Origin of the sequence: Bacillus sp. AFS031507 (genome assembly GCF_002584635.1) — a bacterium.
GTDB lineage: Bacteria > Bacillota > Bacilli > Bacillales > Cytobacillaceae > Neobacillus.
This window is the reverse complement of record NZ_NUOW01000003.1, coordinates 62,447-78,768: the sequence shown is the minus strand read 5'-3', so window position 1 is coordinate 78,768 and position 16,322 is coordinate 62,447. Positions and strand designations below refer to the sequence as shown.

Here is a 16,322-nt window from a genome sequence, read left to right as displayed (position 1 = left end):
TATCGTAGGGAAAAAGGAGGGGGATACATATGGATCGCATGTTCAGAGTTTGTGGTTTCTGGACGGGCATTTTTACAGTTATGTTTTATCTAGGTGATATGGATAAAACGGCAATGCTATTCTTAGCCCAAACAGGTTTTTTCGTTCTGCTTAGCTATCTTAAATTATCCGAGCGCATGTATTTGTGGGTATTCGGAGCATATTTAACTGTTTTCTTCGCAGGTTTCACTTATTGGACTACGTTCATGATGGTGCCTGGTGCAGGTCATTGAGAAACATTTAGAAAAAACGTCGGAATACTCCGGCGTTTTTTCTTTATTCTACGAAAACGTCATTTTCATTTAACTTAAACCCTTTTTGCTGGATAACCACATGAAAATAGGTGCTTATCCCGGATGGCATAATCAAACTACGAATCGCTCGATTCCGTTTGCTGACTTCTGAAAATGGATTGGGGTCATAATGGTTCGCTAATTCTTTTAGAATTCCGGACTTTAATAAAAATTCGTCCTGTCTGAGTTTGGTAATTAATTCTAATTCTACCTGCTCACCCTTTTGAATGAGATAATCAAAATGAATATGCGTGGTAATATCCATTTCACCTGGGTGCTTTAAGACATCATCAAACATCTGATGCTGATAATACCCTCTTAAACTCCCCTTTGCCCTCCTTGGGTCCATCCACTCCTCAAGTGTATAGCCATAATCAGCTGTCACAACCATTCCTTTTATGAGGGACTGAGCAATTTCCCGCACCATCTTTTCCATTGCTAACGGGATCTCTAACCGCTGTTTTTCCTTTAGTTTAAGCTTGCTTTCCTGTAAAAAAAACAGGATATCTGAATCCGTTAACAATACTTTTTGCTCATACAGTTCGTTCCATCGAATCCCTATCATAACCTCAAAAAGCTGTCCATCGACTTTCTCGATTACACGAACTGGCAGGGCATCGAATAGTTCATTGGAATAAACCACTCCCTCAAAAGCCTCAACATTGCTGATACTTTCCACTTGGATAACCGAAAAATTAGTTAGCAATTGCCTTTGCAGTTTCTGATGATAGGGACTGCTTTCTACAATTATATATTTTAATGGGGTTTTAATCGTTTCATGCCATTCCTGTAAAAATGCCTTAGCAAAACGTCCATTCCCAGCTCCAATTTCACAAAATACTGGTGCTAATTGTGTCCTTTCACATACGTGAGAAAACCATTTTGCCATCATTCTTCCGTATATATCAGATATATTGCTTGTTGTTATGAAATCTCCTTGTCGGCCAATTTTCTGTTTATCTTTCATATAGTAACCGAATTCAGGATGATATAAAGCTGCCCCCATGAAATCCGCATAGGTAATTAACTCATTGGGTGAATTTGAAATTAAACTCTTTAAAAATATATTCATATATGCTCCTTTTTAAATAAACACTATTGACACAGTGTAAACTTTATAATATTGTAAGGATAGTAGCTTAACTTTTATCCCCTCCCATATTAGAATAGAATATCCCCCAGAAAAACCCTTCTCAAATTGGAGAAGGGTTTTTCTATTTTTGTCTTCTCTCTATCCTCTAAAATCCATTCAAGAACGGATTACTATCCATTTCATCAGCAATGGTTGTTACAGCGCCGTGGCCTGATAAGACATACGTTTCCTCAGGCAAAACAAGCAGCTTATCATGAATGCTTTTTAATAGCTGTGCCTCGTTTCCTCCTGGTAGGTCTGTACGGCCAATGCTGCCTTGAAACAGGGCATCACCTGAAAGAACAAACCCATCCTTTTTGAAGTAAAATGAGACACTTCCAGGTGAATGTCCTGGTGTATGAAAAATGTCAAACTCAAAACCACCTATTTTCATTTCTCCTTCATTTTTTAAAATAAAATCAGCTGGCTTTACTGTTATTGAATCCTGAATCATAAAAAATTGCGAACCATTTAATGAAGAGTCACTTAGCCATTTTTCCTCTTGTTTGTGAAGATAAACTGGAATTTTATAAAAATCCCTTACTTCATCAACACCCCCAATATGATCGAAGTGCGCATGGGTTAGAAAAATTGCGAGAGGTTTTAATTTCCTATTGTTCAACAAATGAATGAGTTTTTTCCCTTCACTGCCTGGGTCAATAATTAAACACGAACGATCTGAATTTTCTACAATATAACAGTTAGTTTGAAGTGCCCCTAATGGGATTTGTTGCCATTTCATTCTTTAGTACCTCCAATTGAAATTGCGATATCATTATTTTACACTAAGTAAACAGTTGAGAGAAAGAATACTAATTCAATGATCTCTTATTTGCACTCGACAAATGAAAGAAAAAAATATAAAATAAGAGTCGAATGTATATAATATAGGTACATAATTTTCTTTGGAATGTTTGAGGCATTGCCTGCTAATGATGAAAAAGGGGGATTTACCATGGGTTTAGTAATTATTTTTGCTATCGTAACCATCCTTGCAGCTTTCGGTGGATTTTCATCACTAAAGAATAAAAATTTCTTAGGTGCATTTTGGGGTGTAGCGTCATTTGTGACTTTTGGTTGGTTTACAGTTATGACCATTGTTCATTCTGGTTTTCCAACAGGACATCACTAATAATCTTAAAAAGACTGCCATCAGGCAGTCTTTTTTCTATCCCTCGTTTAACAGTGTTGTTACCCGCTCTACTTTATATTCCATACTACGCTTAACATCCCTTCGGTCATCAATACGAATCGTTGTAGCGACCCGCTGAATTCCTTCAGAGAAGGGTACCTCATGCATTTCTTGAATTACTTCAAAAAGGATAGGCAATTCACCTTCAATTATGGTATTCATCGGTGTTAATTGGAAACGAATCTTCCCTTCTTCTTGATATTTCCTCAAAACTTTTTGAACACTTGCCACATATTTACTGACACTTGGTGTTTCCGTACCAATTGGAATGACTGCTACATCTACAATGGCCATGCAATATTACCTTCCTCTCCTATATTTTCATCACAACGTGATTTTATCATATTGGGAGATTAAATAAAAAAATGACAACCGTATTGTCATTCTTTTATCAACTCATATATTTTCTTGGCCTTAATATCAATAATTTTTTCAAACTGATTCCCATACAAGAGTGCATCACCATTAGGAGATAAATGAATGGGCTCATTTTCTAACCCATCCATGATTAAGCTGCTACTTCCGTTCTTAGGATTAAAAGCTAGGAGTTGGAAGCCCTCTGTATAGGAATCCGCTTCACCACTTGTGACAGGACTAAAGGTAAAAAATTGTCCCTTCTGCTCATTATAGTCATAGAAAGGAACTAACCAATCTGAATAATTTGTAAGTTGTGGAATAGAAAACGTGAATAGCTTTTTCATTTCTTTGTCAAAAAATGAATAGTTGGCCATCGATTGATCTTGTTCATTAACAGAGACAGTCACGAGCAAATCGCGAAATTCGGAAAAATCGATCACTGAAGAAAACAGTGTCTTTTCCATCCCATTTTCTAAACTTCTATCAATAAGTGGTGCAAATAAGGAAGGATTATTTTCATCCCAATTAATGAAGGCAACCTCATTCTCACCCTTCCATTTTATAAAAGGTTGGGGCAAGGTAAGTTCGGTAGTGTTTGACTTATTTAGATCAAGTAATAATATTTGAAAGCTCCAATCCTCATTAAATTTCGTGACCAGAATCTCTGATTCCTTATAAGGATTCCACTCAAAAGATAATTCATAGGAAGCAAAAGATTTTTTCAATTGTTCCTTCCCTTTTATATCTATAATTGTAACTACTCCTTCGTATGATGACGGCGAGGTATGAATTAACATTCTCTTTTTTGAAGGGCTAATTTGGACGTTGACTATGGGATATTCACTTTTATAAATTAGTTCACTTTTACCTGTTAAAAGATTGTACTGATAGACACTTGAAGTTTGTTCTAGATTTGTAATGTAGAGGACTTTGGTTCCAGAAAGCCAGCCGACGAATTTATAAAATTCACCTTCAGGGATGGAAATAGGTAATTTCCATTCGTTTCCTAGAGCAGTAGCAGGTGATTTAGGCTTTTCATTTTTAGCGGTAACTTTTTGTTTCAACTGCTCTTTTTGAGCACATGCAGTTAAAATGAGAATTAAAAAAATTAAACGGAGGATTAGAAAAATAGGATAATTTCTTTTTTGCCGGCTCAATTTATCAATATTTCCTCCTCTCATTTTCGCTATCATAGGTTAGTACGTTTTTTTGACAAAAATGTTTCAACTTTTTAGCAAATAATACTAAATAGGAAAAAAGCCGCATGACTGCGGATTTTCCCTTTGGAGTTTATTGATTTAATTTATTCTTTATTAGCCATGCTGCACCAAGGACACCTGCATCATTTCCTAATGTAGCCAAAGCAAGTTTTGTGGAATCCCTTACGGGTGAAAAAGCAAACTTCTCAAAATTATTTTTTACTGGATCTACTAATATATCGCCTGCTTTTGAAACACCGCCGCCAAGAACAATTTTTTCCGGATTTAGGGTGTTGGCAATACTAGCTAATACGAATCCTAAATGAAAGGAAACCTCATCCAAAATTGATTTGGCCAATTCATCACTATTACGGGCTGCATCAAAGACATCTTTTGCTGTAATGCTGCTATTCTCAGCAAGCTTTTCAGATAATTCACCTTTTAACCCCTTAGCTAGTTCAACCTTAGCTAATCGAACAATGCCTGTGGCAGACGCGACCGTTTCTAAACAGCCGGTCTTCCCGCAATTGCATGGTGCACCACCCGATGGGATGGCTGTAATATGACCTATTTCTCCCGCAGCACCATTAATGCCTTGAACAACTTTGCCGCCAACAATTACGCCGCCACCGACACCAGTTCCGAGTGTGACACAAACAAGGTCCTTCGCTCCAGCGCCCGCTCCCATCCACATCTCACCCAATGCCGCAGAGTTTGCGTCATTTTCAATCGCAGCTGGTAGTGAGGTCGCTGCTTCAAGACGGTCCTTTAGGGGATAGTTATCTGGCCAGCCTAAATTTACAACATTTAAAACGATTCCCTTTTCATAGTTAACTGGTCCAGGTGCCCCCATACCAATTCCTAGTAAATTACTTTTTAATTGATCATGTTCAGCAAGTTTTTCATCAATTGCCTTAGCAATATTACCTGTAATGTTTTGTCCTTCATTTGAGTTATCCGTTGGGATTTCCCATTTGTGAACGATTTCACCTTCAGTTGTTACGAAGGCTAATTTAGTAGTTGTCCCACCAAGGTCAACACCAACAATCCATTTTCTTGACAATAGAATCACCTATCTTTTTTGACTTTTTCTTTTTGAAATTGTATCTCATGCCTCAAAATTAACAGAGCTGTTTGGAACTCCATTGGCTCAATCAGCTGTGATTGATATAGTTCCTTTAGCTCCATTTCCATTAATTCAAGGTCCGCGACTCTTTCACCAATATAAATAATGGTTCCAAAGCGCTTTAAAAATTGCTGAATATCATAAATAGTTTTCATTTATATCTCCTTGTATTTTAATTGAGAGAAACATATTAGCACAAGCAATATTTTTTTCAGAAATATAATTTGGTATTCTATTCTCCTCCGTCAGAGGATTGAAGCTGGCGATTTATTTCGTGTAGTAATTCAGAATACTCTTGTTGATTCGGTTTAAGCTTAATTGCCTGTTTTATATTTCCTTTAGCCTCTTCCAGATCTTTTTGCTCAAGATTAATGAGAGCTAAATTAAAGAAAGCCTCATCAAAACTAGGGTCTAGTTTTATTGCTTTTTGTAGATGTGTTTTGGCTTCAGGAAGCATTTCCTTCTTAATTTCTACGAAGGATAGAAGAAAGTAGGTTTTCTCCGATAGATTGACGGCATTTTCTTCCGATTCCTTTAAAACGTTGTAGGCCTTATTGTAGTTGTTTTGCTTTATATATTCCTGGGCCATCAACAAATTAGAATTTTCATCATGTGATTTTCCTAAAGAGCTAAAACCATATGATAAAGAACCATATAGCAGTGCGACAGACGCAATAAAAAACAACATTTGCAGCCATAGTTTGTTCTTCTTGGGAAAGTGGACAGTTCCTGCTGCTATGAATCCCCCTGCCAACCCGCCTAGATGACCTGCATTATCAATTCCCGATGCAGAAAACCCAACCATAAGGTTGATTCCAAGAACGACAAGCAAATTCAATCCCATTGTTCGGAAAAATAACTTCGGATAAATAACTCCAAAATAAAGTAATGCACCAAAACAGCCGAAAATAGCACCGCTTGCCCCTGCTGATAAGTTAGCACTGAAGATGAAACTGGCAATAAAGCCTGTAACTCCAGCAAACAAGTAAATCCAAAGAAAACGAAGATTGCCAAAAATTCTTTCCACTTCAGTTCCGAGAAAGTACAATGCAAGGGTGTTCATTGCCAGATGGATAAAACCAATATGAAGAAAAACGGGTGTAATAAATCTCCACCATTCTCCTTCAACGATTAATTGGTTGACCTTGGCCCCGTATTTAATCAAGGTAGAAGTATTGGTGCTTCCACCATGAAGCTGAAGCCAGAAAAAAACAGCAACCTGAATGGCAATGAAAACATACGTAAATATTGGTTTGCCATTCAACAGAATAGCTCTTTCCGTCTTAACTTTCTTAATCGCATAATCCAATGCCGCTTTCTTAACGGACTCAACATCCTCTTCTAAGTAATCATCATTGATTGAAAAATGAAGTTCAGCCCCAAGCCTCTCTGAAATACGATGAAAACCTGCTTCGTATACCCCTTGTGCAAAAAGAATCGAGCTTACTATCGTTTTATTTCCTTCAGAATGGACAAAAGGTTTCACGAGACGAAATTCATATTCATCAACTGGCGGGAATTGACTAACATAAATATTGACCACATTTAACTCATGTCGACCAATTTGCTTGCGGACTCTCTCTCCATTTGCTGCAGTAAACTCAATATCACGCTGCATAGCATTACTCCAATCCAAATTATGGAGCAGCATACGAATGATCGGTGCTTTTTTATTTTCTATTTTTTCTAGCCATAATTCTTTTTGATTATCAAATAATTGAATAATACGGTAACCATGATCTGAAATAAATGAATACGCTAATTTCCAAAATATGTAACGTTCTCTATTATTCATTTCCCCCCTGCTTCCTATGTAAAAATATACGGCCATATCAAGCTGCGATAATTCTTTTTCTTATATCTTTCATTATAAACGATTCTCGAGTAACAATAATCAATCAAGCTTTTATTTTTATTGAGATCCGTCTTCTCCATAAAAAAAAACCATCTGTGGTTTTCACCATTCAGATGGTCTTCCAAAAACCGATTGCATCATTTTTTGTTTTACACCTGGGAAGCTCATAACTGAGCCTACTGCAAGCCTGCGCATCCAACTAGATCCTAGTAGCACATTGATAAGACGGTATCTATATCGGAACCCAAAATAACCAATAGAACCAATCATCAATATGGATGTTAACATACGAGACATTCTCATCCCTCCTACTAATATTTTGCGATTATGACCATCATTTTATCCATAAAAAAAGGACTGAATTCATAGTATAAAAATTCAATCCTTTTGATTAATAGTTCTTAAAGACCGGTTCCATTGTTTGCTTTAATACATTCACAGAATTAACGAATTTTTCCTGCTCTTCGTAACCCCAAAAAAAAAAAATTAGTTATTCAAATAAATGACTCCTATCGCTGACATAGCAGCAACAAAACCTGAAAGGAAATTCACCATATCATTATCTACAAAGATAGACCCTTTTATTCTATTTGTCGGCAAATCACAATGCCTCTTTTTTTCAGTCTCTATCCCGCATTTCACACAAACATATACCTGTTGGTAAAATGCACCAATCAACGTATCAATAACATTTCCGAAAAAACCAAAAAGGAAAACAAGAGCTGTTAAGAAATAACTTAAATCAAAAAGCCAAAATCCTATGATTGAAATTAGGAAGGAACCTGCAAGGGAAGCCAAGCTACCCAATAAACTGATTGCTCCTGATGTCCCCTTTTCAACTCGTTTAAAGGAACGTATGTATAACGGTTCTTTTTTGCTTAAACTACCGATTTCCGAGGCCCAGGTATCAGAATTTGCACTAGCCAGACATACTATAAAGCCAACTAACCAGATCATATCATTGTTGAAATACTGAATGATACTGAAAAGCCCGGCCGCTCCTCCGTTCGCCGCGACCTGACGCCAATCTCTTGTAGCCCCTTTTGCAAGCTTTTCTTCTATTATGCTCTTATCACTACTTTTATATTTTGACCAAAAACTTGAAGAGGCAAAAAATACCCCAAGCAGGAAAAGACCATTTTCACCGAAGCCTAAATACACTGCAAGTCCAACTAAAATGGCAGCAAAGGTCCCTGATCTAGTCAAGGATTTGGATTTATAACCTGCCGCACCTGTCAATAGAATTCCAACGAAAATCAAAATCGCAATGATCATTTTATTTTGATAACTCCATGGTTTGTAATAATTTGGGAGACCGGTATATCATGCTCCTCAACAAGAAACTGTGGGACCAATTGATCAGTAAAGGCAAGTGAAATCGTCATACCGTGGTAATTTTGTAAATAACGATCATAATAGCCTCCGCCAAAACCCAAACGGTACCCTTCTTTTGTATAGGCTAAACCTGGAACAATCAATAGGTCAATGCTATCTGCGTCAACTTCCTTGGTTACTTCCTCAATCGGCTCAAATAGACCATAAAATACTGATTCCAGCTGAGAAAATTCATTTAAAGTTCTAAAGGCTAGTCGTCTTTCATTTGGATCACATTTTGGCACAACAACTTGTTTTCCTGATTCCCAGGCTTTGCGAATCAATTGATATGTATCCACTTCTGGTTGTTTTGAAACCGTTAATCCAATAACTTTTGCTTGTTTCCAAGCTTCATCCTCATAAAGTATACAAGCAATTTTATACGAATAATCTTCGTATTGAGGTTTTGTAAGCTTTGAAAGTGTCTCTCTCATTTGCTTACGAATAGAGTTTTTATTATTCATTTTAGTAAGCTCCTAACTTTTAGACAACAAAAAAAACAGCAGGAAGCCCCTACTGTTTATTTTGTTTCGCGATGTGCTGTTGAACGTTTTTCTCTTGGGCAATATTTCTTAAGCTCAAGACGATCTGGATTATTACGTTTATTTTTTGTTGAAATATAGTTACGATCTCCACACTCAGTGCAAGCTAATGTAATATTCACACGCATGTTTATTTCCCTCCAAACAATTAAGCATTTCTTTCATACGACTTTTCCATAATATCATTTTTTAAAAGGAAATGCTAGTATGTTTTTTTGTTAATAAACTTTCATTCATTTCAGTTAATTTTCTTTAAAAGTGCTTCCTCCCTTGAAATCAATTCACTTTTGTTGGAACCCATCATGGTCCATGTGTTCATTTTAGCAATTCCATGCGACTCTATCGTCATTTTCATTGCAAAAATACTGGCCGCTGGACCTTTTGCCATGGGAAGATAATTCAAGTTCCCCTTTTGAAGTGAACTCCAAATTTGATCTGTAAAAACCTTCCACTGCGGCATGGCTGTATATTCTTTCATACCCACTCCATTGATGTCTCCATTAACTAAATAAATATTGTTATTGGCGAGGTGAAAAATCCTATAATCTGTTGGAGATACAAAAGCTAGGTTGTCTTGAATAACATCGGGAAAATAATGCAAAGCCAAGATCTTAATCTCTTTCGTTTGCTCGCTGTGATTACTGACATACACACTTGAAAAACGAACTTTGGAGTGGCGTTGCTCCTGTTTCACTTTAATAATTATTTCTTCCTCTTGAAAGACCTTTTCTGTACAATCATGGAGCCAAACATACTTTCCGTTTGCCCATAAACCAGGAATAAATTGCAGCGTATCCGGCGGCAGTTGGTGGACAGGAGTCTGTTTATATTTTTGTTGTTCAGTTAGAGTCATCGTTTTACACCTTTTTTAAATTATTTGGTGTTTCTTTTTGTGCATCAGTATGAACGCGTTTGTTCAATACAGTATCTTCCATTACCCTGCTTGTTTCGGATGCAATACGTTTCCATCCATACAGGCTTATTACAATTTGTCTTCCTTTTTTACCAATTTCTTCAGCTTTAAGTGGATGATTTATTAGAAAGTCGATTTGTTCGAGCATGCTCTCTGCATCCCCAGGGGTCATTAGTAATCCTGTATGTAGATGCTTCACAATACCCTTCATCCCACCTGTATTGGATACAATCGTTGGTTTACCTAAGATCATCGTTTCAAGTACCACTATTCCGAAAGGTTCATATAAACTAGGAATGACTGCTAGTTCACTTCCAGCAATGAGTGAATTCCTTTGCTCATCAGTAACATATCCAACAAATGTAATATGGCTTTCTAAATTCCGCACGTTAATTTGTCTTCGATACGTTTCAAGCATCGGTCCTTTTCCTGCTATCACAAAAAAGCAGTCTATTTCCCTCTCTTTTGCGATCGATGCTGCCTCTATAATGGTTTCAAATCCTTTTTCTTTTACGATTCTCCCAATTGAAAAAATGTATTTCTGATCCTTAAGTTCCGGAAATATTTCCTCTGTATCAAGTTCATTCAAGACAGGTTCAATACCATTTGGAATAATGGCTATCTTATCATTTTTCGCCTTAAAGATGGAGTTGAGAACATCTTTCATGTAATCGCTGCAAACAATAATTTGATCGGATTCGCAAATTAATTGCTGTTCCTTTTTATGAATAAACTGTTGCATTTCAGTATGAATACCGTTGTTCCTTCCATACTCTGTCGCATGAATGGTTGCTAGTAGTGGAATTTTCAGTGTTTCTTTTAATACAATCGAGGCTGAACCAACAAGCCAATCATGGGCATGTATGATATCAAAATGGATTTCCTCCGCTAATTGTTCTGCCTTGAAAGCCATAGCTAAATTAAGTCCACCTATCCACGAAAGAAAATTATCATCGTATTGGTTTATTGGTTTGACTCGATGAACATTTACGCCGTCCATATTTTCAAATGAAGGAAGATTACCATTTATTGCAGTTAAAACATGAACTTCATGTCCTTTTTCTGCCAAATGAACGGATAATCCAAATACATGTCTTGAAAGACCCCCAACAATATTAGGAGGATATTCCCAGCAAAGCATCAGTATTTTTAAAGTCCGATAATTGGATGGGGTTTTATGCGAACCATCGAGTTGGGAGAATATATTATCCATTAATATTCTCCATGTTTTTTGAGTCCACGTAATAACTATACGTACTAACATGATCAATCCACTTTGGCGACTGCTCTTCATGTTGCTTAAGCTGGATTAGATCATGATTCATTTCAGTTCCATTCGGTATTTCCATCATCGGAGTTTGAATGGAATTAGAACGATATAGGGGGAAAAATTTCTGGTTGGAAATAGTAATCCCTAATTCTGCTACATAGCTGCGATTTGCAACCAATCCTTTGATGAACCAATGTCCTTTCTGATAAGGAACCGCGATTTCAAAAAAATGGTGAGCATTTTTTCCGGTAAAAACCAAATCTGTTACATCATAGATCCGAACAACAGGGATAAGACTCTCAAAACTAAGATTAAAAAATAGTTCAATCATTTTTTTTGGTACTTCGGAAACTTCCCAGAAGAGAAGCAGTTTGCGGGGGGTAACAAGCTTTGCGGCCAACTCACCTTTAATTGGAATAAAATCTGTAGATGGATTGTTAGTTATATTTCTTCCATCTCCTTTTAGGTTACTAATCTCATTAATCATGTCTTCCTCCATTTCTGCAAACAATCAATATATGCACCAAATTCCAAATTATGCTTAATACATGATAATTTAATCGTACCACCAGATTCAACCGCGCACAATAAACGCAAATTGTCGTTTCTTGAAAGACTTTAATATTAAATGCCAATCCGTTCACCTTGTAAAAATAAGGCTGTGATAAAGGTCATTGTTGATATTACAGCCAAGTTGATTGGGGCGGAAGGCGCGAAGACTCCAGCGAGAGGACGGGGCAGGGGAGACCCCGCAGGCGCGCTTAGCGCCGAGGAGGCTCCCCTGACCGCCCGCGAACCGCACGCGCCTGGAGCGTAAATCAACATCTCAGATTAACTGAGCCTAAAATAAAAAAAGATAAGGCATAAAAATCCTCATCTTTAATAAACACTATTTATCATTAGTCATTTAAATTCACGCGGTTACCTGTCACAAGGTAAATGACATGCTCTGCAATATTGGTTGAATGATCTGCGATTCTTTCAATATATCTACATACAAACGCTAATTGAATAATTTGGTTTGTTGAGTTTGGATTTTGTGGGATATAGCCCAATAACTCTTGAATTAAGCTTCCAAACATTTTGTCCACTGCATCATCTTTATCCGCGCACTTTTTTGCCAACGTAACATCTTCTGAATAATAGGCTTTTATGGAATCAGAAACCATCTCTAAGGCCATCTCCATCATTTTTGGTATATCTATTATTTCTTTAAAATGCTCTTCCTTGCCAATATGGATGGTCGATTTTGCTATATTTACTGCTATATCTGCAAAACGTTCAACCTCAGATGAAACCTTTAATGCTACATTTATTTTCCTAAGATCGGTGGCTACGGGTGATTGTCTTGCTATTAATAATAATGCTTTATCATTAATTTCATATTCTAACTCATCGATTTCATTATCACCATCAATTACCTGTTTCGCCTTTTCCATGTCCTGATTTATTAGGGCAATCATCGATTCTTGGATAGCGTGCTCCGATTTTTCAGCCATTTTTAATAGAAGATCTTTTAATTCTTTTAAATTATTATCAAAATTTGTCCTCGTACTCATAGTAAACACCTCATCATCCGAATCTTCCTGTAATATATCCTTCAGTTCTTGAGTCATTTGGATTAGAAAAAATTGTCGAAGTTGAATCTAGTTCGATTAATTCACCCATTAAAAAGAAAGCTGTTTTATCTGAAACCCTTGATGCCTGCTGCATGTTATGGGTAACAATAACAATTGTATATTTTTCTTTTAATTCTAAGATCATTTCCTCAATCTTCAACGTAGAAATTGGGTCTAAGGCTGAAGTAGGTTCGTCCATTAGCAATACTTCCGGTTTCGTTGCTAGCGCTCTTGCTATACACAGCCTTTGCTGTTGCCCCCCTGAAAGTCCTAAAGCAGGAGCATTTAAACGGTCCTTTACTTCTTCCCATAATGCTACATCCATCAGTGATTTAATGACAATCTCATCGAGATGCTTCTTTTTAGTGATACCATGGACTCTCGGACCATAGGCAACATTGTCAAAGATAGATTGCGGAAAAGGATTTCCCTTCTGAAAAACCATTCCAACATGTTTGCGGAGTTCGACGAGATCCATTTTCTTGTCTAATATATTTTGCCCATTTAGATTAATTTCGCCCGTCATTTTTACATTCGGGACCATATTTATCATTAAGTTAAGAGTTTTAATAAATGTGGACTTCCCACAGCCAGAAGGACCAATGATTGCAGTAACCTCTTTTTTGTCAATTGGAAAGTTGATGTTTTTTAACGCATGATGTTCACCATACCATAAATTTAGGTCTTTAATATCAAATACTTGTCTGGTTAATGTTGATATTGCCACAACTGTTCCCCCTTATCCAAACCTTCCAGAGATATATTCCTCTGTCTTTTTAACAGATGGATTGGTAAAGATTTTTTCCGTATGATCATATTCAATTATATCACCGCTCAAGAAGAAGGCTGTTTTATCAGAAATACGTGATGCCTGCTGCATATTATGGGTGACAATAATAATTGAATACTCTTTTTTTAAATCAACAATTAAATCCTCAACCTTAGCATTGGATATCGGGTCTAGTGCCGAGGATGGTTCATCAAGGAGCATGACAGTCGGTTTCATCGCAATCGTCCTTGCAATACAAAGACGTTGCTGCTGCCCGCCAGAAAGTGACAAAGCCGATTTATGAAGCCTGTCCTTTACTTCCTCCCATAATGCTGCTTTTTTCAGACTCACTTCCACCATTTCATCAAGTTTGCTTTTCTTTTTGATTCCAGCAAATTTAAGGGCGTGTGTAATATTCTCATAAATTGATTTTGGAAATGGGTTGGGCTTTTGAAAAACCATGCCGATTTCCTTACGGAGAGCAACGACATTTATTTGTTCCGACAGAATATTGAGATCTTCATATATGATTTCTCCCTCCGCCCTTGCTCCAGGGATGAGGTCATTCATTCGATTAATACTTCTTAAAAAAGTGGATTTACCACAGCCTGATGGGCCTATGAGTGCTGTAACGGAATTTTTTTCAATATCAAGTGAAATCCCATTTACAGCTCGTTTTTCTCCATAGAATATTTCTAAATTATTTACCTTTAAGATATGTTCCTTTTGCAACTGGCTGTTAGACTGAACAGCTTGATTATCGGTCGATTCTTCTTTAAATGCTGTAACCATCCTATCTCCCCGCCCCTTATTTTGATGCTGTTACCTTTTTATGAATCATGCTTCCTATCCACCTAGCTAATAAGTTAAATATTAATACCGATATTACTAAAACAGCAGCTGAACCATTAGAAACCTCTTCCACATCTGGAATTAACCCTTGTGTATTTACAGACCAAATATGAACCGCAAGCGTTTCTGCTGGACGAAATATATTTAACGGTGATTGAGGGGAAAATGGATTCCAGTTTGCGTAATCGAGTCTTGGTGTTGAAAGACCGGCTGTAAATAATAATGCAGCGGCTTCACCAAATACACGACCTGCGGCAAGAATCGCACCAGTTAATATCGTCGGAAAAGCACTTGGTAATAAAATAGTTTTTATCGTATGCCATTTGGTAATCCCTAAGGCAAGACTAGCCTCTTTCAAATCACTTGGGACGGCACGGATCGCATCTTCACTCACCCTTACAATTACAGGCAGGTTAAAAACCGTTAAGGCTAAGGCTCCTCCTAAAATGGTGTAGCCCCAGCCTGTTAAATTAACGAACATTAATAAACCAAACATCCCAATGACTATGGATGGTAAAGAGGCTAGAACTTCTATACAAGAACGGACCATGTCTGTAATTTTCCCCGGCTTAGCATACTCAGCCATATATATTCCACCGCCAATTCCTAACGGAAGGGCAATTATCATCGTAATAAATAATATATAAAATGAATTGAACAATTGGTCACGAATTCCCCCGCCTGCACGTACATTGCTTGACGGAGAGGTTAAAAAGTCAAGCGAAATATGTTTAAATCCATTAATCAAAATATAAGAAAATAAACCAACTAATATAGAAATGATTATGATTGCAATGGCTATAAATACTCCTGTGGCAATCCGATCTGCAGTTTTACTGTTCATCACATTTTCCTCCTTGACGAAAGGTAGCGAATGAGGAGAATAAACGCAAACGACATGATTAATAAAATTAAGCCCATTGACCAAAGAGTATTATTTTCTACACTGCCGTATGTTGTATGGCCCATGTTAAGAGTAATAATTGTCGTTAAGGTTGCTGATGCGTCTAATAAGCTTGTTGGTAAGTCTCTTACATTACCGATGACCATTTGTACCGCAAGAGCTTCTCCAAATGCTCTTGCCATCCCAAGAACGATAGCAGTCAGGAGGGTAGGTAATGCAGCAGGTATTAAAACTTTTCTTATAGTTTGCCAGCGAGTAGCACCTAAAGCATACGAACCTTCACGAAGATTTTTAGGCAGTGAACTCATCGCATCGGTTGCAATTGTAGTTACTGTCGGCAAAATCATGATGGATAATACAATGGTACCTGAGAGCAAGCTAAAACCAAGTCCGCCCACATGTTCCCTGATAAATGGTACTAACACTGTAAGCCCGATGAAGCCATAAACTACAGATGGAATTCCGACCAAAAGCTCTATCACTGGCTGTAATATTTTCCTTCCCCATGAGGGTGCAATTTCGGTCATAAAAATCGCTCCGCCAATACCTAATGGTGCTGCCACAATTGCTGCAAGAAAGGTTACCGCAAAGGAACCAAAAATAAACGGTAAAGCCCCATATTCGGGTTTCGCTTGATTTGTAGGATTCCAGTGGGTACTGGTTATGAACTCAATAAGACTTACACCATTTTTTATAAAAGATTGTAAACCCTTTGAACCAAGGAAAATAGTTATCGAAATGGTTGCTGAGATCATGATGACAGCACACAAGATAACGAGAATTTTCCCGCGCAATTCCCCATCGAGCCAATTTTTCTTAGAACTTAACAATCTGTCTTTTGCAGGAACTAACTTTTCCATAATGCACCAAACACCCCTAAAATACG

21 protein-coding genes are annotated in these 16,322 nt (G+C 37.3%); 2 read left to right on the top strand and 19 right to left on the bottom strand.

Annotation, left to right across the window (positions count from 1 at the left end; all coding sequences use genetic code 11):
• The first annotated feature begins 29 nt into the window (after positions 1–29).
• Positions 30–272, top strand: a complete 243-nt coding sequence (locus COE25_RS04205; protein WP_088088969.1) for a DUF2626 domain-containing protein — start codon at positions 30–32, stop codon at positions 270–272.
• A 43-nt stretch (positions 273–315) separates the two neighbouring features.
• Here the strand turns inward: COE25_RS04205 and COE25_RS04200 are convergent, their stop codons facing one another.
• Together COE25_RS04200 and COE25_RS04195 are read right to left on the bottom strand one after the other, a co-directional pair.
• Positions 316–1,404 (bottom strand): class I SAM-dependent methyltransferase, encoded by a 1,089-nt coding sequence (locus COE25_RS04200; RefSeq protein WP_098931439.1) that lies wholly within the window; start codon positions 1,402–1,404, stop codon positions 316–318.
• 166 nt (positions 1,405–1,570) lie between these two features.
• Positions 1,571–2,206, bottom strand: coding sequence for an MBL fold metallo-hydrolase (locus tag COE25_RS04195; protein WP_088088971.1), 636 nt, complete (start codon positions 2,204–2,206; stop codon positions 1,571–1,573).
• 213 nt (positions 2,207–2,419) lie between these two features.
• On the opposite strand from COE25_RS04195, the gene COE25_RS04190 reads away from it, so the two are divergent.
• A complete protein-coding gene (locus COE25_RS04190; protein ID WP_088088972.1) occupies positions 2,420–2,596 on the top strand; it encodes a DUF2759 domain-containing protein in 177 nt (58 codons plus the stop codon).
• Between the two features lie 36 nt (positions 2,597–2,632).
• Here the strand turns inward: COE25_RS04190 and COE25_RS04185 are convergent, their stop codons facing one another.
• From COE25_RS04185 to pstC, 17 genes are all read right to left on the bottom strand, one after another.
• The gene (locus COE25_RS04185; RefSeq protein WP_088088973.1) at positions 2,633–2,950 is read right to left on the bottom strand and encodes an MTH1187 family thiamine-binding protein; all 318 of its coding nucleotides are present in this window, start codon (positions 2,948–2,950) and stop codon (positions 2,633–2,635) included.
• Positions 2,951–3,036: 86 nt separating this feature from the next.
• On the bottom strand, positions 3,037–4,170 hold the full coding sequence (locus COE25_RS04180; RefSeq protein ID WP_098931436.1) for a YqgU-like beta propeller domain-containing protein: 1,134 nt from the start codon (positions 4,168–4,170) through the stop codon (positions 3,037–3,039).
• 133 nt (positions 4,171–4,303) lie between these two features.
• Positions 4,304–5,275, bottom strand: a complete 972-nt coding sequence (locus COE25_RS04175; protein WP_088088975.1) for an ROK family glucokinase — start codon at positions 5,273–5,275, stop codon at positions 4,304–4,306.
• A gap of 5 nt (positions 5,276–5,280) precedes the next feature.
• Positions 5,281–5,493 (bottom strand): YqgQ family protein, encoded by a 213-nt coding sequence (locus tag COE25_RS04170; protein WP_088088976.1) that lies wholly within the window; start codon positions 5,491–5,493, stop codon positions 5,281–5,283.
• A gap of 77 nt (positions 5,494–5,570) precedes the next feature.
• Complete coding sequence (locus COE25_RS04165) at positions 5,571–7,133, bottom strand: rhomboid family protein (protein ID WP_098931434.1); 1,563 nt, start codon at positions 7,131–7,133, stop codon at positions 5,571–5,573.
• 162 nt (positions 7,134–7,295) lie between these two features.
• Positions 7,296–7,490, bottom strand: coding sequence for a hypothetical protein (locus COE25_RS04160; RefSeq protein WP_088088978.1), 195 nt, complete (start codon positions 7,488–7,490; stop codon positions 7,296–7,298).
• Between the two features lie 189 nt (positions 7,491–7,679).
• Entirely contained in the window at positions 7,680–8,468 is a 789-nt protein-coding gene (locus COE25_RS04155; protein ID WP_088088979.1) for a DUF92 domain-containing protein, read from the bottom strand.
• Positions 8,465–9,031 carry a 5-formyltetrahydrofolate cyclo-ligase gene (locus tag COE25_RS04150; protein ID WP_088088980.1) on the bottom strand — a complete coding sequence of 189 codons (567 nt, stop codon included), beginning with the start codon at positions 9,029–9,031 and terminating at the stop codon, positions 8,465–8,467. Before COE25_RS04150 ends, COE25_RS04155 begins: the two co-directional genes overlap by 4 nt.
• 56 nt (positions 9,032–9,087) lie before the next feature.
• Entirely contained in the window at positions 9,088–9,237 is a 150-nt protein-coding gene (gene rpmG / locus COE25_RS04145; RefSeq protein WP_066064234.1) for a 50S ribosomal protein L33, read from the bottom strand.
• Between the two features lie 110 nt (positions 9,238–9,347).
• Positions 9,348–9,962, bottom strand: coding sequence for a hypothetical protein (locus COE25_RS04140; RefSeq protein WP_098931431.1), 615 nt, complete (start codon positions 9,960–9,962; stop codon positions 9,348–9,350).
• Between the two features lie 4 nt (positions 9,963–9,966).
• Positions 9,967–11,235, bottom strand: coding sequence for a glycosyltransferase family 4 protein (locus COE25_RS04135; RefSeq protein WP_098931429.1), 1,269 nt, complete (start codon positions 11,233–11,235; stop codon positions 9,967–9,969).
• The gene (locus COE25_RS04130) at positions 11,228–11,779 is read right to left on the bottom strand and encodes a DUF4912 domain-containing protein (RefSeq protein WP_180247413.1); all 552 of its coding nucleotides are present in this window, start codon (positions 11,777–11,779) and stop codon (positions 11,228–11,230) included. The genes COE25_RS04135 and COE25_RS04130 overlap by 8 nt, the downstream gene beginning before the upstream one ends.
• Before the next feature lie 412 nt (positions 11,780–12,191).
• Entirely contained in the window at positions 12,192–12,851 is a 660-nt protein-coding gene (gene phoU / locus COE25_RS04120; RefSeq protein ID WP_098931423.1) for a phosphate signaling complex protein PhoU, read from the bottom strand.
• A 13-nt stretch (positions 12,852–12,864) separates the two neighbouring features.
• Positions 12,865–13,638 carry a phosphate ABC transporter ATP-binding protein PstB gene (gene pstB, locus COE25_RS04115; RefSeq protein ID WP_088088986.1) on the bottom strand — a complete coding sequence of 258 codons (774 nt, stop codon included), beginning with the start codon at positions 13,636–13,638 and terminating at the stop codon, positions 12,865–12,867.
• Positions 13,639–13,650: 12 nt separating this feature from the next.
• Positions 13,651–14,472, bottom strand: coding sequence for a phosphate ABC transporter ATP-binding protein PstB (gene pstB, locus COE25_RS04110; protein WP_088088987.1), 822 nt, complete (start codon positions 14,470–14,472; stop codon positions 13,651–13,653).
• Positions 14,473–14,488: 16 nt separating this feature from the next.
• The gene (gene pstA, locus COE25_RS04105) at positions 14,489–15,376 is read right to left on the bottom strand and encodes a phosphate ABC transporter permease PstA (RefSeq protein WP_088088988.1); all 888 of its coding nucleotides are present in this window, start codon (positions 15,374–15,376) and stop codon (positions 14,489–14,491) included.
• The gene (pstC, locus tag COE25_RS04100; protein WP_088088989.1) at positions 15,376–16,296 is read right to left on the bottom strand and encodes a phosphate ABC transporter permease subunit PstC; all 921 of its coding nucleotides are present in this window, start codon (positions 16,294–16,296) and stop codon (positions 15,376–15,378) included. The genes pstA and pstC overlap by 1 nt, the downstream gene beginning before the upstream one ends.
• Between the last annotated feature and the right edge of the window lie 26 nt (positions 16,297–16,322).